We start from the raw sequence: 18,976 nt of genomic DNA, 5'->3' as shown, positions 1-18,976 counted from the left end.
GGGTCGCCTCGTTGGGGTCCGCGCAGCCCGTCCCGCGCACAGGGGGTGCGCTCCCCCGGCCGTCTCCGCGTCCTGCTCCCATCGGCCGGCCGCCGGCCATCCATGGCCGGCTGTCCGCACACCCCCTGTGCACGTGACGGGCTCCGGCGTTCTGCGGCTTCGGGACGGAAGATCAAGAGCGGTCGCGAGCAGGGCGGCCCGGACTTCACCGGAGCGCCCGTGGCGGCCGGCCTGGACTCGAACGGAGCCTCCCCCACGATCGGGAGAAGAACCCAAAAAAGGGAGGCCTCTTTCGAGGCCTCCCTTCGTGTCGCGGATACCAGCCTGGATCAGAAGCGCTGGGTGTAGCGGACGTAAGGCACGCGGCCCCACGGGTTGTACACGTACGAGTCGTACGAGGTGCCGCCGTATGCAGCTTCGAACACCGGATCCTTGTTGGCGAGGTTGTTGACGCCGACGGTGATCGTCGCATTCCAAGGGGCGTTGTAGCTGGCCTGGACGTCGTGGAGGATCCAGGACGGCAGACTCTGCGGCAGGGCGGCGAAGGTCGCAAGGTTCCGATCCTGGGCCGCGGTGCGGTTGTCCGTACGGACCAGGGCGAGCCACTCGCGATGGGCGAGGGACTGGGTGCCGTGGATGTACGAGATGTTCCAGGTGAAGTCGAAATCACCCATCGTCCACACGTTGTTCAGCGACGCCTTGATGCGCGGGTAGGTGGTCGCGTTGGTGGCGCCGCTGCGGCGACCCACGATGCTCTGCCCACCGTTGCTGCTGTACTCGGACATGTAGGTGGCGGTCAGCAGGTTGCGCAGACGGCCCCACTCGCCCATGTCGAAGTTGGTACGCATGCTGAAGTCGTAACCCTGCGTATCAACCCAACCCAGGTTCGCGTAGCCCGTCTGGGCGTTCACGATGCCGCCGGTCGCGGGATCGAACTGCGCACCCAGGCCCAGCGGCTGGTTCGGCAGCACGGTGCCCTGCGGGAAGGTGCTGATGCCCGTCGGACACATCGAGGTCGTGCCGCGGAGGCAGCCGACCACCGTCCCCAGCCCGACGCTCGTGATCGAGTTGTTGATGGTGATGTTGTAGTAGTCGAGCGTGAGGTTCAGCCAGTCGGTGGCATCCCACACCGCGCCCAGGGTCCACTGCTCGGAAGTCTCCGACGACAGGGCCGGGTTGGCGATGCTGTAGGTGTTGACCTGGATGTTGCAGCTGGTGTTGCCGGTCATCATCCGGCAGGTCGCCGGGTCGCTGGTGAACGTGGCGCTGTAGGTGTCCTTCTGGGTCAGGATGTCCAGCGTCGGCGCGCGGAAGCCCTCGCCGTAGGACGCACGCAGGGTCAGGCTGTCGAGCGGCTGGTAGCGGAACGAGACCTTCGGCGAGGTGTCGCTGCCGTAGTCGCTGTAGCGGTCATGACGCGCGGCCAGGCCGATCTCGAAGTTGTCCAGGACCGGGAACAGCATCTCGGCGTACGCGGCGGTGACGTCGCGCGAACCGGCGGCGGAGTTGCCCGCCGAACCCACGATCTGGCCCGACTCGGACAGCGGATCGTAGTTGTCCTGGTAGTACTCTTCGCGGTACTCGGCGCCGACCACCATCGCGGCGGTGCCGCCGCCCATCTCGAACAGGTCGAAGCCCGCGCTGCCGTAGAACTCCTTGACGGAGGTCTTCATGTCGCGGCTGATGGTGGCGGTGAAGCCCAGGGCGGTCGCATCGCCGGCGAAGGGATCGTAGATGTTGTAGCGGCCGTCGGTGATCGGAGCCTGGGCCAGGCCACCCACCACGTAGTTGCGGCCGAGGTCGACGGCGCGCGACTGCACGTAGCGCATGCCGAAGTCCAGGTCCACCGCGCCCACGCGGCCTTCGAAGCCACCGGTGAAGCTGAGGGTGGTGTTCTCGACGGTGGTGTCACGCGGGCCCAGCGCGGCGAAGCGGTGGAACAGGTACAGGTCACGGCCGGCCAGCGACTGGTAGTACGGATCGGCCGCGTGCGGGTTCAGGCCGCCGTTGGCAGCCAGGGTGCCAGGGTGGTTCGGGCTGCCGGCCTTCAGGAGGATGGCGCCGCCCGGGAACGGGGACGACGGAACCGGCGCGTAGCGGCCGAAGACGTCGACGCGGGTGCCGCTGGCGGCGAAGTAGGCCAGCCAGTCGTCGTTGATCTGCACGTCGCCGCGGGTGAACACCGCGGTGTTCTTCTGCGAGGTCAGGTTGGCCGAGGTGGCCGCGTGGTCGTACTGGCAGACCGGGCCGTCGGTGCCATTGCCCAGCGGTCCGTTGGTGGCGTGGAACAGCGACTCGCCGTTGGTGCACAGGCCGGGAACGGCGGTGCCGAACACCGGATGCGACAGGCGGTTGCCGACGCCGGTGCCCGTGCCCAGGGAGAAGTTGTTGGAGTAGATCGAGCCCGACGGGGTAGCGGAGTTGTACCAGTAGTCGCGGTCACGCGTGAAGATGATGTCGCGGTTGGTCAGCGAGGCGCCGGCGAGGATGCGGGCACGATCGCCGCTCGCGCCGCCGATGACGCTGTACTCCTCGGTGTCGCCACCGGCCTCGGTAGGACGGCCCATGCCGACCGTGTACTCCATGCCCTCATAGTCGCGACGGGTGATGATGTTGACCACGCCACCCAGCGCGTCCGAACCGTACACCGCCGACGCACCGTCGGACAGCATCTCGATCCGCTCGACCGCGGCCATCGGGATCGAGTTCAGATCCTGGCCCTGGCCGAGCATCGGCGCGGTCGGGGCGCGGCGACCGTCGATCAGGATCAGGGTACGGGCGCTGCCCAGACCGCGCATGCTGATCGTGGAGGCGCCGGCGCCGGAGCTGCCGGAGGTGGTCTGGTAGGAGCCGAACGAGTTGAACGTGGTGTTGCGCAGGTAGTCGGCAACGGACACGTCACCGCTGGCTTCAAGCTGCGCGCGGTCGATCACGGTGACCGGCAGGGCCTGCTCGATGTCGGCGCGCTTGATGCGGGAGCCGGTGACTTCGATGCGGTCGAGCGTGGTGGCACGCTCGCTGGTGGCCTGCTGGTCCTGGGCGAAGGCGACGCCCGTACCGGCGACGGCGGTGGCGCCCACGACGAGCGCGAAGGTGATCGCGTCGCGGAGCTTGGTGGTCTTCAATGTCATCTCTCTCTCCGAGGTGAGTCTTGGGTCAATTCCCATGGGAACCTCACCGGTGGAGTCAAGGCAGACGCCAAGGCCGGCAAGGCCGTCGCCGATAGTAGCCGCGTCGGAGAGAAAATTAAAGTGTTGTTAAGACGCGCGCCCCTCGTTGCGAGAGGTCGCGAAAATCAAGGGCTTAGAGGTCCTGCTCGTACCTGATATAGGGCACGGTGCCTTCGTCCTCGCGCCCGTTGAGGCTCGGTGCGAAGGGATTGCGTCCCTTGGTCACGAGATTGTCGGCGCCCACGGTGAGCTGGCCGCTCCAGGGAGTGCGCCAGGTCAGGCCCAACCCCAGGCCCTCCCACTTGGGCTGCCCCGGCGTCTCTACCACGTGGCCGACGACGCTGGCGCCGAAGGGGCCGTAGCCGCCGCCGATGGTGAGGCTGTGCGAGGTCCAGGCGTCGCCGATCCCGAGGTGGGTGGCTTCGGCCGGGGTCATCAGGGTGGCCTTGGCCACGGTCCCGGCGATCGAGACCATGCCTTCGCGCCCGATGTTGTGCTGGGCGAAGACGGTCAGGTCGTTGACGTCGACCGTTGCGCCTGCGCCCTGGCTGCCGCGCACCAGCCAGACGGGCAGGCTGCCGCTGCCGCTGCCGGCGCTGAGGCCGATGCGGGCATGGTCGCTCGCCCTGAAGGCAGCGGTGCCGCGGGCGTGCGTGCCCGCGCGGTCCTCGAAGGAGGCGAGCATGCAGTTGTTGGCAAGGTTGCCCAGCGCACTGGCGAGCCCGGTCTTGCGGTCGCAGAACACGCCGAGCGAACTGCCTGCGCCGATCCCGAAGGCGGCATCGAGCGCACCATCGTCGAAGCTGCGGCTGCCCTTGTTCCCGGCGGGCTCAAGCAGCAGCAGGGCCTCGACCTTGCCGCTGGACTGGTTCCACACCGGGAGCACGGCCTTGTCGCGCTTGCCCAGCTGCTGCGCGTGCACCGGCGCTCCCGCCCCGAGGGCGAGGGCAGTGGCGAGCAAGAGCGACAGTGGCGCAAGGCGCGGCTTCATGGCCTGCCATAGACCTCGTATCCCGGCGGGAGTTCCGCCCCGATGATGGGAAGAACTCTAGTCGATTTATGTTTCCTTAACAATCCCCGGTCCCGCTCACTGAAGCCGCGAGGGGGCATCCATTTGGCCTCGCGCGTCGGTGAAGAGGGCGTGTACGGCCCCGGCGTCGAACGCGTAGGCCTGGCCGCAGAATTCGCAGCGGACCCGGGCTTCGCCGTCGATCACGGCGGCCTCGGCCTCTTCCCGGCCCAGCGACTCCAGCATCGCCTCCACCCGCTCCCGCGAACAGGAGCAGCCGAAGGCCAGAGGGTGGCCGCCGACCCGCTCCGGCGACTCCTCATGGAACAGGCGATGCAGGAGGACCGGTCCCGGCGTGGCCAGGAGTTCGTCGGCTTCGAGCGTGGAGAAGAGGGCGCTGGCGCGGGCCCAGCCGTCGTCGTCGCCACCGTCGGCGGGGAGCTTCTGCAGCATCAGGCCGGTGGCCTGGTCCTCGCCGGCCGCGAGCAGGATCCGGGTCGGCAGCTGTTCCGACTGGACGAAGTAGGCCTCGAAGGCCTGCGAGAGGTCCGGTGCATCCAGCGGCACCAGGCCCTGGTAGCGCGAGGTCTCGCGACTGCCGATGCCCGGGTTCTCGATCGTGATCGCGAGCAGTGCTTCCCGCGCCGAGGTCGCCGAGTCCGCCGATGTCGCCGGCGCCTTCGGTCATGCGCGCGATGCCGCGCAGCGTGCCGGCGGCGGTGCATTCCGCGAACAGCGTGCGCAGCGCACCCTCGCCGCGCAGCTGCACGGACAGGCGGCCGTCGACCTTGACGTGGGCGGTGAACAGCGCCGAAGCCACCGCGGCTTCGCCGAGCAGGGCGCGGACGTTCGCCGGATGGTCGTCGCTGGCGGCGATGCGGCGCCAGGTGTCGTCGAGGCGCACGTGGACACCGCGCACCCCGGCGCGCGGCAGCAGGAAGCGTGTCAGGTGGTCTCGGGTGGGGGAGGTGTCGGGCATGCGGGATCCGGGGGTTGGCGTTGTGGCGGGGCCGCGGCACGGGATAATCGCCGCTTCCGCCCGTTCGGGCGAACCGTGGAGATGGGGATGGCGCGGGGCGGGAACAAGGACGCCGAGGCAGCGCACGCGCCGCAGCCGCCGGCCGGCCGCAGGCGACGCAGCCGCTGGCACTGGCTGTGGAAGCTGCCGCTGGCGCTCGTGCTGCTGAGCGTGGCGCAGGTGCTGGTGCTGCGCTTCGTGGACCCGCCGTTCACCTCGTTCATGGCCATCCGCCAGTTCGAGGCGCTGGGCGCCGGCGATACCGGCTTCCGCATCGCCTACGACTGGCGCGACCTCGAGGCCATCGCACCATCGCTGCCGCTGTCCGTGGTGGCCGCGGAAGACCAGGACTTCGCGCGCCACCGCGGCTTCGATATCCGCGCCATCGAGCGCGCGCTGGAGCACAACGCCCGCGGTGGGCGCATCCGCGGCGGCAGCACCATCAGCCAGCAGCTGGCCAAGAACCTGTTCCTCTGGGGCGGTCGCAGTTGGGTCCGCAAGGGCGCGGAAGCCTGGTACACGGTGCTGATCGAGACGCTGTGGCCGAAGCGGCGGATCCTCGAGGTGTATGTCAACGTGGCCGAGTTCGGCGACGGCATCTATGGCGCCCAGGCCGCGGCGCGCAGCTACTGGGGCAAGGACGCCGGCGCCCTTGGCGCGAACGAGAGCGCACGGCTGGCGGCGGTGCTGCCGAGCCCGCGCCGCTACAGTGCGCACCGGCCCGGCCCGTACGTGCAGCGGCGCGCGCGATGGATCGAGCGCAACGTCCGCAACCTCGGCGGCGAAGCCTGGTTGGAAGCCCTGGAGTGAGGTCGGTGCACGTTAGGATGGCGGCATGAATCGCGACCGGTTGACCGTGGTGGTGGCGGCCTTCAACGAGGCCCAGTCGCTGCCCGAACTGCATCCCCGCGTGGCCGCCGTGCTGGCGCGGCTGGCCGCCGCCGACGGCGTCGATGGCAGCGTGCTGTACGTCGACGACGGCAGCACCGACGGCACCTGGCGGGTGCTGCAGGACCTGGCCGCCGCCGACCCGCGCGTGTCGCTGCTGCGGCTGTCGCGGAATTTCGGCAAGGAGGCGGCGCTGACCGCCGGCCTGGACCGTGTGGTCGACGGTGCGGCGCTGATCCTCGACGCCGACGGCCAGGATCCGCCGGAGCTGATCCCGGAGTTCGTCGCGCGCTGGCGCGAGGGTTACGACGATGTCCATGGCACGCGCCTGGCGCGCGAGGGCGAGAGCTGGTTCCGGCGCGCCTCGGCGCACGCCTTCTATCGCGTGATCCAGCGCCTGTCGAAGACACCGGTCCCCGCGGACACCGGCGATTTCCGCCTGCTGTCGCCGCGCGCGCTGGCCGCCCTGCGCGGACTTCGCGAGCGGCACCGCTTCATGAAGGGGCTGTTCGGCTGGATCGGTTTCAACCGCACCAGCATTCCCTATCGACGCGAGCCGCGCCTGGCGGGGCGCAGCAAGTTCAACGCCTGGCGGCTGTGGAACTTCGCGCTGGAGGGCATCACCAGCTTCTCCAGCGCGCCGCTGCGGCTGGCGACCTACCTGGGCGGGGCCACGGCGCTGGTCGCGTTCGGCTATGGCCTGTGGGTCGTCGCCAAGGCGTTGTTCCTGGGTGACCCGGTGGCGGGCTGGCCGACGATGATGGCGGTGATCCTGTTCCTTGGCGGAGTGCAGCTGGTGGCGCTGGGCATGATCGGCGAGTACCTGGGCCGGCTGTACGAAGAGTCCAAGCAGCGTCCGCTGTACCTGGTCGACACCTGGTCGCCGGCCGAAGGGGTATCCTCGGCCGTGCCACCCATGATCGAGCGAGGCCGCGATGCGCACGGTGAGGCAGCTGCTGGAGTCGAAGGGGTCTGAGGTCTTTTCCATCGGGCCGGATGCGGCGGTGATCGACGCTATCCGGCTGATGGCCGAGAAGGGTATCGGCGCGCTGGTGGTGCTGGAGCCGGGAGGACGGCTCGCGGGCATCGTGTCGGAGCGCGACTACGCGCGGAAGATCGTGCTCGAAGGGCGCTCGTCGCGGGACACGCCGGTGCGCGACATCATGACCGCGGACGCGGTCACCGTCGGCCTCGACGACGACGCGCCGGCCTGCATGCAACTGGTGACCGAGCGTCGCATCCGCCACCTGCCGGTGGTGGTGGACGGGAAGCTGGTCGGCCTGGTGTCGATCGGCGACCTGGTCAAGGCGGTGATCGAAGAGCAGCAGTTCGAGCTCGAGCACCTGCAGCGCTATATCAAGTCCGAACCGGCGGTGGGGCACCGCGCGCCCTAGCGCGCGTACTCGCCGCCGCAGTCGCTGTCCTCGCCGGGCCCCAGCTCGAGCGTGGCGAGCAGCGCCGCGGGCGGCGCGATGCTGGCCAGGGTCAGCGCGATCGCGCCACGCAGTCCGAGGCGCGCCATGTCGGGGTGGAAGCCGGGGTCGCGGAAGCTGCCGTCGATGACCAGCGGTGAGCGCAGCGCGAGGATGCTGCGGTCCTTCGGCCGCGGCTTCAGCAGCAGGTCCAGCCGTTCCTCGCCGAGATCGATCGTGCCCTCGCCGACGATGATGGTGTCTTCGGTGTCGAAGGCCAGCGCGCGCGTGGTCATCACTCCGTCTTCGATCGCGAAGTCGCCGAAGGCGCAGCGGATCGCGACCCTGCGGTCATGGCCGAGCATGAACTTGAGCGCCTCGTAGATGTCGAGACCGGCGAATTCGAGCAGCAGGTTGCTGATCTCGCCGCGCCCCATGCCCAGCGCGGCATCGCCGTCGGCGGTGGCGAGCATGTCGGCGATGGAATTGCCGGTGCCGCGGATGTCGATGTCGCCGCCGAGGCGGCCGATGGCGTCGTCGGTGAGCCCGGCGTCCGGGAACAGCTGCCCCAGGTCGAGGCCGCGCAGGCGGATCGCGGCGTCGGTGCGGATCGCCTCCTGGCGCGCGTCCATGCGCACGGTCGAGCGCACGCGGCCGCCGGCGACGCCGAAGTCCAGCGGTTCCAGTCGCAGCAGCCCGTCCTCGAGCAGGACGTGCATGTCCATGTCGTCCAGCGGCCAGCCCGGCGCCACGATGCGCGTGGCCTTCCAGAGCACGTCGGCATCCATGGTGCGCAGCTTGGCCAGGTCGTAGGGTGTATCGGGCAGCAGGCGGCCTTCGGCGGCCCGCTTCGCGGCACGTGCCTCGAGCACGGCATCGCCCGAACCTCCTGAATCGCTCTCGGGTGGAGCGCCGACGAAGCCGGCGAGGTCGTCGAAGTCGAGCAGCCTGGAATGCAGGTCGCCCTCGAACCGCAGGCGCTCGCCGCCGGTGGTGATCCTCGCACTGCCGCCGAGGTCGCTGTCGCCGACCTTGCCGCTGAAGCCCTCGTAGCGCCATACGGCGTGGTCGCGCACGAGGCGGCCGTCCAGCGCGTAGTGCGGCGTGTGCGGCAGGGCGATGCCGAGCAGCGGGTACAGGTGCGCGAGGTCCGTGCCGGACAGCGCCATGCGGATGTCGAAGGCCGACAGCCCCAGCAGCCGGGTGATCGCGCCGCGCGCATGCGCCCGCGTGCTCCCGGCGCGTGCGCGCAGATCGACCGCGAACGGGGTGTCGGTGTCGCGCAGTTCCAACGGCGAGGCCACGGCTCCGCTCACTTCGAAGGCTTCGCCGCGCCAGTGGCCGTCGCCACGCAGGGTGAGCGGGCGCTCGCCCTCGCCATCGCCGGCATCCCGGCTCTGCAGGGCGAGGTCGACGTCGGTCCCCTTCGCCGCGTCGACGAAGCGCAGGTGCCCGGCCTCCACCCGCAGGCGGTCGATGCGCGGGCCGTCGCCCTCGCCCGCCATACCGTCGAAGTGCCAGTTGTCGCCGTCTTCGCCCGCCTCCAGCAGCAGATCCGGCCTGACGAGCAGCAGTTCGGGCAGATGGACGCGGCCGGCCAGGAGCGGGAACAGGCGGACGTGCAGTTCCAGCATCGCGGCGCGGGCCATCACCGGCTGCGCGGACCAGTCCGCGTTGCCGAGCGCAAGGCCGCCGGCGCGGACCACGGTGGTGCGTCCGAGGTCGACATCGAGGTCGCCTGCGATGTGGAAGCTGCGGCCCGTGCGTGCGGACACGAGGCTTTCGACCGGACCCTTGAACCAGTTCCAGTCCCAGAGCAGCGCCAGCACGAGCACGGCCACCGCAACGGCGGCCAGCACGGTTCGCCAGGGATGCGCGCGGCCGGCCGCAAGCGCCGCGGATGACCAGGGTCCCACGCGCCGTGGTTGCTCGGTCGCCATGCGCGTTCCTGAGGGGGAGGCGCGATCACCCTCCGACGGCGGCGGTAAAACCGCGGTGAACGACGCGGGTGGCGTTCAGGCGGGCAGCGTCACCTGCGCGATCACCGCGACGTAGTGGCAGACGCTTCCGGCGATGCAGAACACATGCCAGATCGCATGCGAATAAGGCAGTGCCTCGCGGTGGTAGAAGACCGTGCCGAGCGTGTAGAAGACGCCGCCGGCGAGCAGCCAGCCGAAGGTCCAGGCGTCGAGCGCGGCCAGTATCGGCCTGATCGCCACGAGGACCAGCCAGCCCATGGCAACGTAGATCAGGGTCGACAGGCGCCTGAAGCGGCCGGTGTAGAACAGTTTGAAGACGACGCCGGCGAGCGCCAGCGTCCAGATCGCCGCGAACAGGCCCCATCCCCACGGGCCGCGCAGGGCGACCAGGGTGAACGGCGTGTAGGTGCCGGCGATGAGGAGGTAGATCGCGCAGTGGTCGAACACCTTCAGCCGACCCTTGAGCACCGGGTGCTGGAAGGAGTGGTAGAGGGTGGATGCCAGGTACAGCAGCAGCAGGCAGGCGCCGAACACGATCGCCGCGCCCAGCTGCCAGCCGTTGCCGTACAGCGCGGCCAGGGTGACCAGAACCGCGCCGCCTGCCAGCGCGGCAGTCGCGCCCAGGCCGTGCGTCAGCGCGCTGGCCAGCTCCTCGCGCCTCTCGCGCAGCGTCATCGTGGACATGGCGGAATCCCCGGGGGAAGGAACCGCCCGGATCATGTCATACGTGCGCGGTCTCGCGGGTGGCGGCGAAGCGGACGTCCGGCCAGCGTTCCTGGGCGAGCTGGAGGTTGACGCGGCTGGGCGCGAGGTACACGAGCTCCCCGGCGGCGTCGATGCCGAGATTGGCGGCATTCTTCTCGCGGAACTCCTCCAGCTTCTTCTCGCTGTCGCAGTGGATCCAGCGCGTGGTGGCCACGCCGACCGGCTCGAAGATGGCGTCGACGCCGTACTCGGCCTTGAGCCGGTAGGCGGCGACGTCGAACTGCAGCACGCCGACCGCGCCCAGGATCAGGTCGTTGGACATCAGCGGCCGGAAGAACTGGGTCGCACCTTCCTCGGACAGCTGTTCGAGCCCCTTCTGCAGCTGCTTGAGCTTGAGCGGGTCGCGCAGCCGCGCACGGCGGAACAGTTCCGGCGCGAAGTTGGGGATGCCGGTGAACGAGAACCGCTCGCCCTCGGTGAAGGTGTCGCCGATGGAGATGGTGCCGTGGTTGTGGATGCCGATGACGTCGCCGGGCCAGGCCTCGACGGCGATCTCGCGGTCGCTGGCCATGAAGGTCAGCGCGTTGGCGAGCTTCATTTCCTTGCCGCTGCGCACGTGGAAGGCCTTCATGCCGGCCTCGAAGCGGCCCGAGCACACACGCATGAAGGCGACGCGATCGCGGTGCTGCGGGTCCATGTTGGCCTGGATCTTGAACACGAAGCCGGTGAGCTTCGCCTCGTCGGGCATCACCGCCCGCTCCGTGGTCTCGCGCGGCTGCGGCGGGGGCGCGTGCTTCACGAAGAAATCGAGCAGCGGCTGCACCCCGAAGTTGTTGACCGCCGAGCCGAAGAACACGGGCGTCTGCCGCCCCGCGTGGTACGCGTCGAGGTCGAAGGAGTGGCTCGCGCCCTGCACCAGCTCGAGTTCGTCGCGCAGGTCGGACAGCATGTCCGCGCCGATGCGCGCTTCCAGCAGTGGGTCGTCGATCGAGGCGAAGATGGTCGAATCCTGACGGGTGAAGTTGCGGCCCTGTTCGTACAGATGCACTTCGCCGCTGATCAGGTGCACCACGCCCTTCAGGCGCTTGCCCATGCCGATCGGCCAGGTGACCGGTGCGCACTGGATGCCGAGCACCGTCTCCACTTCGTCCAGCAGCTCGATCGGGTCCTTGCCTTCGCGGTCGAGCTTGTTGATGAAGGTCATGATCGGCGTGTCGCGCATGCGGCACACCTCCATCAGCTTGATCGTGCGCTCCTCCACGCCCTTGGCGACGTCGATGACCATCAGCGCGCTGTCCACCGCGGTCAACACGCGATAGGTGTCCTCGCCGAAGTCGGCGTGGCCGGGGGTGTCGAGAAGGTTGACGATGCGGCCGTCGTAAGGGAACTGCATCACCGAGCTGGTCACCGAGATGCCGCGCTCCTGCTCCAGCTTCATCCAGTCGCTGGTGGCATGGCGCGCGGCCTTGCGGCCCTTGACCGAGCCGGCCATCTGGATCGCGCCGCCGAACAGCAGCAGCTTCTCGGTCAGCGTGGTCTTGCCGGCGTCGGGGTGCGAGATGATCGCGAAGGTGCGGCGGCGCAGCGCCTGCCGGGAAACATCGGACATGGGGTCGACGCCCGGGGGCGCGCGTGGCTGGAAAGAGGGAGGCGATTATAGACGTGCGTGAACTGTGACGCCGTTCGCCTTCGGTGCCATCAAGGCGCGGATACGCCGGCCGCTAACGGACGCAGGCGGGCGATCCCCCGGCCATGCGCGTGGAGAAGGCTGTGCACATAGTTTTCGTGGAAGGCGAACCCGGGCCGATGGACGGGCTGACGCGGGCCCTGGCCGAGTTCGGGCTGGACTGGAGCGTGGAGACCGTCTCGGGCGCGGAGAACATGGATGCCCTGGACACGGCCGACGTGCTGGTCAGCGGCATGCCGTCGGACCCGGCTGCGCGCGACAGGCTGGTGGCGCTGCGGGCGCGTTTCCCCGGGGCGGTGCGGGTGCTGCTGCTCGGGCCCGACCAGGACGCAGGCGCGGTGGGCCTGCTGGATGGCGCGCACCGGGTGCTGCAGGCACCGTTGGACGCGAACGAGCTGATCGACGCGGTCGAGGGCATCGGCGACCTGCGCGAGCTGCTCGACAGCGCGACGCTCAAGCAGTACGTGGGGCGCGTGGACTCGCTGCCCGCGGCGCCGCGCATGTATTTCCAGCTGGCGCGCCTGATGCGGGACCCCGATGTCGGGCTGGGCCGGATCGCCGAGGAGCTGTCGCAGGATCCGGCGCTGGTCGCGCGCGTGCTCAGGCTGTGCAATTCGGCGTACTTCTCGGCAGGACGCGAGATCACCGACATCCGCTCGGCGGTTGCGCGCCTGGGCCTGCAGACCGTGCACCGGGTGGTGCTGGCCAGCGAGGCCTTCGGCAACGCCGCAGGTCTCTCGGCCGCCGAACGCGAAGCCATGCAGGACCGCGCGCTGCGCACTTCGCGCTTGGTCGGCCGCCTGCTCGCGGGCCCGAGCGCGGAGCTGGCCGCCACCGCCGGATTGCTGGCCGAAGTGGGGCGCCTGCTGCCGCCGCCGGCCGACGGCGCCGCGGCCCCGGAGTACACGGAAGCCGGCGCCTACCTGCTGGGTCTGTGGGGGCTGCCGATGCCCATCGTCGAGGCGGTGGCGTTCCACCGTCGACCGCGACGCGGGCGTGCGTCGGGCTTCTGGGTGACCGGCGCCCTGCACGTGGCCGCCGCCCTGGTGGCCGGCGAAGGTCTGGACGATGCCTACCTGCAGTCCGTGGGCGTGAGCGCGCGGCTGCCGCAGTGGCGGGCGCTGATGGAGCAGGACGCGCGCAGCGCGGCGTAGCTGCCACCCCGCGCGGCACTATGGCCGCGCGGCATCCACCGGGGCCTCGGCGAAGCGCAGGACACCCGTGGGCCCGAACATCCGGAACGGCAGCGAGGCCAGGCGCCGGCCGCGGTTGGCCTGCACCGCGAAATGCAGATGCGGGCCGCCGCTGTAGCCGGTGCTGCCGGAGCTGCCGATCCGCTGGCCGCGGCGCACGCGCTCGCCCTGGCGCACGTGTACGCCCCCCGGCGCAAGGTGGGCGTAGACGGCCATGGTGCCGTCCTCATGCAGGATGCGGACGAAGTTGGCGCGATCGACGCCTTCCGGCGAATCGAGTCCGCCGTGGGCGAAGCCGGCCTCCGCCTGCATCACCACGCCCTCGCGCGCGGCCAGGACGGGCGTGCCTTCGGGGACGGCGAAGTCGACGGCGTGCCGGTTTTCTGCGTCGCGGTGGCTGAAGCCGCCGCCCCAGCCCTGGGCCACATGCAGCATGCGGGTGTCCAGCGGCCAGGCGTACTCGACATCGCGCGGGCGGGCGCCGGGATGGCCCGGGACCACCTCCAGCAGCAGTTCGGCATCCGCGCGCTCGACGCGTGACACCAGCACCCGGCCGCGTGCCGGCACGGTGGCGCGGGCGGGCAGCGGCGGTTGCGCCGAGGGTGTCGCGCCGCGGGCACTGAGCATGACCTCGACCGGCCCCGCGATCAGGTTCTCGGCCCAGGCCTCGGGTCCGTCGCCGCGATCCACGACGTCCAGGCGCGCCAGCGGCGCAGGGCCCGTGGACATGCCGCCGGCCGGCCCGGCCGAGACCTCGGTCGTGCAGCCGGCGACCAGCAGCAGGATGGCCAGGCGGAGGCGCATCGGCTCAGCGCAGGCAGCCGGGGTCCAGGCCGAGCGCCTCGACGACGTCGCGCAGGTCGAATGCCGCCACCGCGCGGTCATCGTGCACTGCATACAGGACGCCGCCCGGGAAGCGCGGCGTGGCCGCGGCGTGGAGCGTGGCGCCGTCGGTGTTGGAGGTGACCGTGCCGTGGAAGCTGCCCGCGGGCGCCAGGCTGTCGCGGTGGAAGAGGTGGAACGCGGTCAGCGGCTTCCGCTGGTCCACTGCCAGCCAGTAGCCACCGTCCGTGCCGCAGGTCCACAGGAGCACTCCCTCGGCCTCTCCGGCGAAGGTTCCCGCGGGCAGGCTGCGCCCGCTCCAGCGGCCATCGAAACCGTAGACATGCAGCGTGGACGAGCCGGCATCTTCCTCCGCGACCATCAGCCGCGCGTGCAGGGGATCGCCGGCGATGGACTCGACCCTGTCCAGGCGCGCCGGCCCGGCGGTCTCGCCGAACGCGCCGAGATAGGCGGCGTCGGGATGGCCCTGGTCGTCGAAGCGCAGACGGTAGCGGCGTATGCGCTGCGCCAGCTCCTCGGCGGGGGGCACCACGTCGTGGCGCTCGCCGTACATGAAGCTGTCGGTGACGAAGACCTCGAGTTCACCGGGTGCGCGCTCATGCAGCCAGATGCCGTAGGGGCTGCGCAGCTCGTCGTTGCCGAAGCTCGCCAGCGGCGCGAACTCCGGCAGCGACAGCAGCTGCACGCGGCGATTGTCGCGCTCGACCACGAACAGCACGTCGCCGAAGACCGCGAGGCCGTTCGGGCGGTCGAACGCGCCCGCGGCCTCGCCGCGGGAGCCGACGGTGCCCGACAGCCCGCCGGTCTCGCCGTCGAGCAGCACCAGGCGATGGCTGGATTTCGCGGTGGCCAGCAGCCAGGTGGCGCCGTCCGCGGAGGTCCAGGTGACCACGGAGTCCAGCTCTTCGCCAGGCATCGCGGGCGAGACCCAGGCCTCGGCGATCCGTGCCGGCGTCGGCACCGGAGCTGGAGATGCCGCGGCAGGCCCGCCGGCCGGCACGGGCGGGGCGCTGGCGCATGCAGCGAGCAGGAGGGCGAGCGCGCCCGCGAGGATGGGTTTCGGCATGGCGTGGATTATGCGGCTCGCAGCGGCGCGGCCGACACCCCGCTCAGCACTCGATGACGTTGACCGCCAGCCCGCCGCGGCTGGTTTCCTTGTACTTGTCCTGCATGTCGCGGCCGGTGTCGCGCATGGTCTTGATGACCTCGTCCAGCGTGACCTTGTGCTTGCCGTCGCCGCGCAGGGCCATGCGCGAGGCGTTGATCGCCTTCACCGCACCCATCGCGTTGCGTTCGATGCAGGGGATCTGCACCAGTCCGCCGATCGGGTCGCAGGTCAGGCCCAGGTTGTGCTCCATGCCGATCTCGGCCGCGTTCTCGATCTGGCTCGGCGTGCCGCCGAGGGCGGCGGTGAGGCCGGCGGCGGCCATCGAGCAGGCCACGCCGACCTCGCCCTGGCAGCCGACCTCGGCGCCGGAGATCGAGGCGTTCTCCTTGTAGAGGATCCCGACCGCGGCGGCGGTGAGCAGGTAGTCGAACACGCCCTGCTCGCTGGCACCGGGGCAGAAGCGCTCGTAGTAGCGCATCACCGCCGGCAGGATGCCGGCCGCACCGTTCGTGGGCGCGGTGACCACGCGGCCGCCGGCGGCGTTTTCCTCGTTCACCGCCAGTGCGTACAGGTTCACCCAGTCGAGCGTGGTCAGGGGGTCGCGCATGCCGGCCTCGGGACGCTCGGACAGTTCGGCGTACAGCGCCGGCGCGCGGCGGGCCACGCGCAGGCCCCCGGGCAGGGTGCCGCCGTTGGCGATGCCGCGCTGGATGCACGACTGCATGGCGTCGTGGATCTGCCGCAGGCCGGCGCGCACCTCCTCCTCGCTGCGCCAGGAGGTCTCGTTGGCCATCATCAGCCGCGCGATGGTGATGCCGTGCTCCTCGCACTGCGCCAGCAGTTCGCGACCGCTGTTGAAGGGATAGGGCACCGGCGTGGTGTCGGCGACGATGCGGTCCTCGGCGGCCTCGTCCTGGTTGACCACGAAGCCGCCGCCGACTGAGTAGTAGTCGCGCGTGGCGATCACCTCGCCGTTGGCGTCGTAGGCGGTGAAGCGCATGCCGTTGGTGTGGTGCGGCAGCTTCTGGCGCTTGTTCATCACCAGGTCGCGCTTCTCGTCGAAGGGCACCGGATGGCGGCCGAGGAGGTCCACGCGCTTCTCGCCGCGGATGCGCGCCAGCGCGGTGGGGATGATGTCGGGGTCGATGCTGTCGGGGTGCTGGCCCTCCAGGCCCATCAGCACCGCCTTGTCGGTGCCGTGGCCGCGACCGGTCAGCGCCAGCGAACCGAAGACTTCGGCGCGCACACGTACGACGTCCTGCAGACGCCCCGGCTCGTCCAGCCAGTGCTCGACGAAGCGCGCGGCCGCGCGCATCGGCCCGACGGTGTGCGAGGAGCTCGGCCCGATGCCGATCTTGTAGAGGTCGAAGGTACTGACGGCCATGCGCGCCCCGGAGAACGGTGTCTGCCGCCTATGATAGCCGCCGCCATGTCGCCCGGTTCCGCCGCGCACGGCACCATCGCCCCCAGCCACGGACCCGTGCCGGCATGCACCTGACCCTGTTCCAGCGCGACGACTGCCACCTGTGCGACCTCGCGCTCGAGGTGCTGGCGGCGGCGCGCTCGCCCGAGTTCGAAAGCGTATTCATCGATGGCGACGAGGTGCTCGAGGCGCGCTACGGGGAGCGCGTGCCGGTGCTGCGCGACGAGGGCGACGGGCGTGAGCTGGCATGGCCGTTCGACGCCGGCGCGCTCCAGCGCTTCCTTGCTCCCGTCGGACGCTGACCCGCGGAGCGACCGTCGTCAGCGCGCCGCCTCGAGTTCGATCCGCACCTCCACCGCGTCCCCGACCAGGGAGCTCCAGGCCGTACTGCCGAACTCCGCGCGGCTGAGCGTGGTGGTGGCCGAGAAGCCCACCGTATGCCTGAACGGCGGCAGCGGATAGCGGCGCTCGGCGTTGCGCACGGCCTCCAGCACCACGTCACGGGTCATGCCTTGCAGCGTGAGCTCGCCGTGGATGCGCGCGCGGCCGGCGTCCAGCGGCTCGATGCGCGTGGAGCGGAAGACCGCTTCGGGGTGGCGCCCCGTGTCGAGCAGGCCGCGCGCGGCGATGGCGCGATTCCAGGCCTCGTCGCCGAAGTCGAGGCGCGACAGCGGGATCCTCGCCTCGACGTGCGCGCCCTCCCAACTGCCGGGCACGAGTTGCAGCGTTCCGGTGGTGCCGGAGACGGTGCCGATGGCCTTCGAGAAGCCGGCGTGGTCGACCGCGATCGCGATCCGCGAGTGAACCGGATCGATCGCATGGCTCCGGGCGTCCGGATGCGCCGGGGGCGCAGACGGCATGGCCGCACCGGCAACAGACGGCGCCGTCGTCGCGGGGCGCGAGGGCATCTGCGCGCAGCCCGCCGCCACGGCGCAAAACGCGGCCAGTACCGCGACCCACCTGGTCGGCCGCTGGCGATGGAGGTGCATGGCGTGCTCCGCGGCTGGGCCGGGCAGGGCCGATGGCCGATTCTAGGCCGCCTGTGCGGCCGGCGGTGAAACTTGCGCCAGCGCGAGGGCGTTGCGACGATGCCCCGGGGATCCGGTGGCGCCTCGAGCGCACGACCGTGGGGAGAGCGATGCGGCGCTGGGCGATGCATTCATGGCTGTGCCTGCTCGGGCTGATGCTGTCCGGCGTCGCTGGCGCCACAGTGCCGCTCCTGCCGCAGCCGCGCCAGATCAGCGTGTTCGACGGCCTGCCGTCGAATCGCGTCAACGCCATCGCCGAGGACCGCCGGGGCTATCTGTGGATCGCCACCCGCGACGGGCTGGCCCGCTACGACGGTGTCGGCTTCCGGGTCTGGCGCACCGGCGAGGGCCTGCGCGACGACTTCGTGTGGTCGGTGCACGTCGACGCCGCCGACCGGGTCTGGATCGGCACCTCGAAGGCGGGGCTGGCCATGCTCGACGGCGACCGCGACCGGTTCACCTGGCACGACCGCGCGACCTGGCCGGAAATGGCCAGCGACGACATCTGGTCGATCGCGAGCACGCCCGACGGCGCGGTCTGGTTCGGAACGTCGCACGGGGGCCTGCACCGGCTGTCCGCCGACGGGCGCATGCACCGCTACGGACACGATCCCGCCGACCCGCGCAGCCTGCCGTCCGACGGCGTCTCGCACCTGGTGGTGGACCCGCGCGACGGCACGCTGTGGGTCGGCACCAAGGGCGGGGTGGCACGCTGGACCGGCGACGGATTCGAGCGGCTGCCGATCGAGCGGCTGGGCACGGCGATGGTCGACGGCATGACCATCGATGCCGCCGGAAGCCTGTGGATGGGCATCCATGGCGCCGGCATGGTGCGCCACGCCGACGGTCGCATCGAGCAGCTGCCCTGGATCGATCCTCTGCTCGGCGACCGCGCGCTGAGCATGATGCTCGAGGACTCCAGGGGGGCGCGCTGGCTGGACACGCGCAGCGGCATGGCCTGGGTCCATGACGGCCGCGTCGACGACGTGCCGCTCTACAGCACGACCAGCCGCGGAATGGTCCGTCCGGCCTGGTCGAGCGCGTACGAGGACCAGGAGGGCGGGCTGTGGTTCGCCAGCGCCGACGCCGGCCTCTGGCACCTTCCCGCCAACTGGCGCAACTTCACCGTCCTGCAGCGGCGCATCGGCGACGCGGGCTCGCCGGCCAATGCCTTCGTCTACGGTGCCGCGCCCTCTTCCGCCGGTTCCGGGCGAGGGCTCTGGCTGGTCGGCAGCGGGGGCGTGCTCGACCATCTCGATCCCGAGAGCGGCGCCGTCGAGCACCGGCTGTCCGCGGCCTGTGGCGCGCTGTTCATCACCGGCGTCATCGAGGCGCGCGACGGCGGCGTCTGGCTGGGCTGCCAGGACCAACTGGTGCGCTTCGAGCCGGCGAGCGGCCGGGTGCGCCGCTGGCTGGCCGACGGCAGCGCCGACGCCGCCCCCCCCGGGGCGTATCTCCCAGCTGGTCGAACACCATGACGGCAGCCTGTGGCTGGGAAGCCACCAGACGATCC

At 70.7% G+C, this 18,976-nt stretch carries 15 protein-coding genes and 1 pseudogene; 6 read left to right on the top strand and 10 right to left on the bottom strand.

What is annotated here, in order from left to right; translation table 11 throughout:
- Window positions 1–329 precede the first annotated feature (329 nt).
- The 3 genes and pseudogenes from FPZ22_RS04620 to hslO form a co-directional block, all read right to left on the bottom strand.
- The gene (locus FPZ22_RS04620) at window positions 330–3,131 is read right to left on the bottom strand and encodes a TonB-dependent receptor (RefSeq protein WP_144890842.1); all 2,802 of its coding nucleotides are present in this window, start codon (window positions 3,129–3,131) and stop codon (window positions 330–332) included.
- Between the two features lie 172 nt (window positions 3,132–3,303).
- A complete protein-coding gene (locus tag FPZ22_RS04615; protein WP_144890840.1) occupies window positions 3,304–4,161 on the bottom strand; it encodes an XOO1806 family protein in 858 nt (285 codons plus the stop codon).
- A 96-nt stretch (window positions 4,162–4,257) separates the two neighbouring features.
- Window positions 4,258–5,158 (bottom strand): annotated as a pseudogene (gene hslO / locus FPZ22_RS04610) (Hsp33 family molecular chaperone HslO).
- 87 nt (window positions 5,159–5,245) lie between these two features.
- Between hslO and mtgA the strand changes: the two are divergent.
- From mtgA to FPZ22_RS04595, 3 genes are read left to right on the top strand one after another with little or no spacing between them, the layout of a single operon-like run.
- Window positions 5,246–6,007: a monofunctional biosynthetic peptidoglycan transglycosylase gene (gene mtgA, locus FPZ22_RS04605; protein WP_425463017.1), complete on the top strand. Its 762-nt coding sequence runs from the start codon at window positions 5,246–5,248 to the stop codon at window positions 6,005–6,007.
- 25 nt (window positions 6,008–6,032) lie between these two features.
- The gene (locus FPZ22_RS04600) at window positions 6,033–7,061 is read left to right on the top strand and encodes a glycosyltransferase family 2 protein (RefSeq protein ID WP_144890836.1); all 1,029 of its coding nucleotides are present in this window, start codon (window positions 6,033–6,035) and stop codon (window positions 7,059–7,061) included.
- Entirely contained in the window at window positions 7,021–7,479 is a 459-nt protein-coding gene (locus FPZ22_RS04595) for a CBS domain-containing protein (RefSeq protein WP_144890834.1), read from the top strand. The genes FPZ22_RS04600 and FPZ22_RS04595 overlap by 41 nt, the downstream gene beginning before the upstream one ends.
- On the opposite strand, the gene FPZ22_RS04590 is transcribed toward FPZ22_RS04595, so the two are convergent.
- The 3 genes from FPZ22_RS04590 to FPZ22_RS04580 all read right to left on the bottom strand — a co-directional run bounded on the left by FPZ22_RS04590 (window position 7,476) and on the right by FPZ22_RS04580 (window position 11,790).
- Window positions 7,476–9,437 (bottom strand): AsmA family protein, encoded by a 1,962-nt coding sequence (locus tag FPZ22_RS04590; RefSeq protein ID WP_144890832.1) that lies wholly within the window; start codon window positions 9,435–9,437, stop codon window positions 7,476–7,478. The genes FPZ22_RS04595 and FPZ22_RS04590 overlap by 4 nt on opposite strands.
- 75 nt (window positions 9,438–9,512) lie before the next feature.
- Complete coding sequence (gene trhA / locus FPZ22_RS04585; RefSeq protein WP_144890830.1) at window positions 9,513–10,160, bottom strand: PAQR family membrane homeostasis protein TrhA; 648 nt, start codon at window positions 10,158–10,160, stop codon at window positions 9,513–9,515.
- A 37-nt stretch (window positions 10,161–10,197) separates the two neighbouring features.
- Window positions 10,198–11,790 carry a peptide chain release factor 3 gene (locus tag FPZ22_RS04580; RefSeq protein WP_144890828.1) on the bottom strand — a complete coding sequence of 531 codons (1,593 nt, stop codon included), beginning with the start codon at window positions 11,788–11,790 and terminating at the stop codon, window positions 10,198–10,200.
- A gap of 161 nt (window positions 11,791–11,951) precedes the next feature.
- Here FPZ22_RS04580 and FPZ22_RS04575 point away from each other — a divergent pair, with 161 nt between their 5' ends.
- Window positions 11,952–13,022: an HDOD domain-containing protein gene (locus FPZ22_RS04575; protein WP_144890826.1), complete on the top strand. Its 1,071-nt coding sequence runs from the start codon at window positions 11,952–11,954 to the stop codon at window positions 13,020–13,022.
- 18 nt (window positions 13,023–13,040) lie between these two features.
- On the opposite strand, the gene FPZ22_RS04570 is transcribed toward FPZ22_RS04575, so the two are convergent.
- The 3 genes from FPZ22_RS04570 to FPZ22_RS04560 are packed head-to-tail and all read right to left on the bottom strand — an operon-like array spanning window position 13,041 to window position 16,396.
- Window positions 13,041–13,865, bottom strand: a complete 825-nt coding sequence (locus FPZ22_RS04570) for a M23 family metallopeptidase (protein ID WP_144890824.1) — start codon at window positions 13,863–13,865, stop codon at window positions 13,041–13,043.
- 4 nt (window positions 13,866–13,869) lie between these two features.
- Window positions 13,870–14,970: an NHL repeat-containing protein gene (locus FPZ22_RS04565; RefSeq protein WP_144890823.1), complete on the bottom strand. Its 1,101-nt coding sequence runs from the start codon at window positions 14,968–14,970 to the stop codon at window positions 13,870–13,872.
- Between the two features lie 43 nt (window positions 14,971–15,013).
- Window positions 15,014–16,396, bottom strand: a complete 1,383-nt coding sequence (locus tag FPZ22_RS04560; protein WP_144890821.1) for an L-serine ammonia-lyase — start codon at window positions 16,394–16,396, stop codon at window positions 15,014–15,016.
- Window positions 16,397–16,500: 104 nt separating this feature from the next.
- Between FPZ22_RS04560 and FPZ22_RS04555 the strand changes: the two genes are divergently transcribed.
- Complete coding sequence (locus FPZ22_RS04555; protein WP_144890819.1) at window positions 16,501–16,737, top strand: glutaredoxin family protein; 237 nt, start codon at window positions 16,501–16,503, stop codon at window positions 16,735–16,737.
- A gap of 18 nt (window positions 16,738–16,755) precedes the next feature.
- Here FPZ22_RS04555 and FPZ22_RS04550 read toward each other — a convergent pair whose 3' ends face one another.
- Window positions 16,756–17,295 (bottom strand): YceI family protein, encoded by a 540-nt coding sequence (locus FPZ22_RS04550; RefSeq protein WP_168198938.1) that lies wholly within the window; start codon window positions 17,293–17,295, stop codon window positions 16,756–16,758.
- A 293-nt stretch (window positions 17,296–17,588) separates the two neighbouring features.
- On the opposite strand from FPZ22_RS04550, the gene FPZ22_RS13950 reads away from it, so the two are divergent.
- Window positions 17,589–18,941, top strand: coding sequence for a ligand-binding sensor domain-containing protein (locus FPZ22_RS13950; protein WP_246120932.1), 1,353 nt, complete (start codon window positions 17,589–17,591; stop codon window positions 18,939–18,941).
- Window positions 18,942–18,976: the final 35 nt, after the last annotated feature.

This window comes from Luteimonas granuli (assembly GCF_007795095.1).
Lineage (GTDB): Bacteria > Pseudomonadota > Gammaproteobacteria > Xanthomonadales > Xanthomonadaceae > Luteimonas > Luteimonas granuli.
Note: the sequence above shows the minus strand (reverse complement) of the source record. Positions and strands in the feature narration are given on the sequence as shown.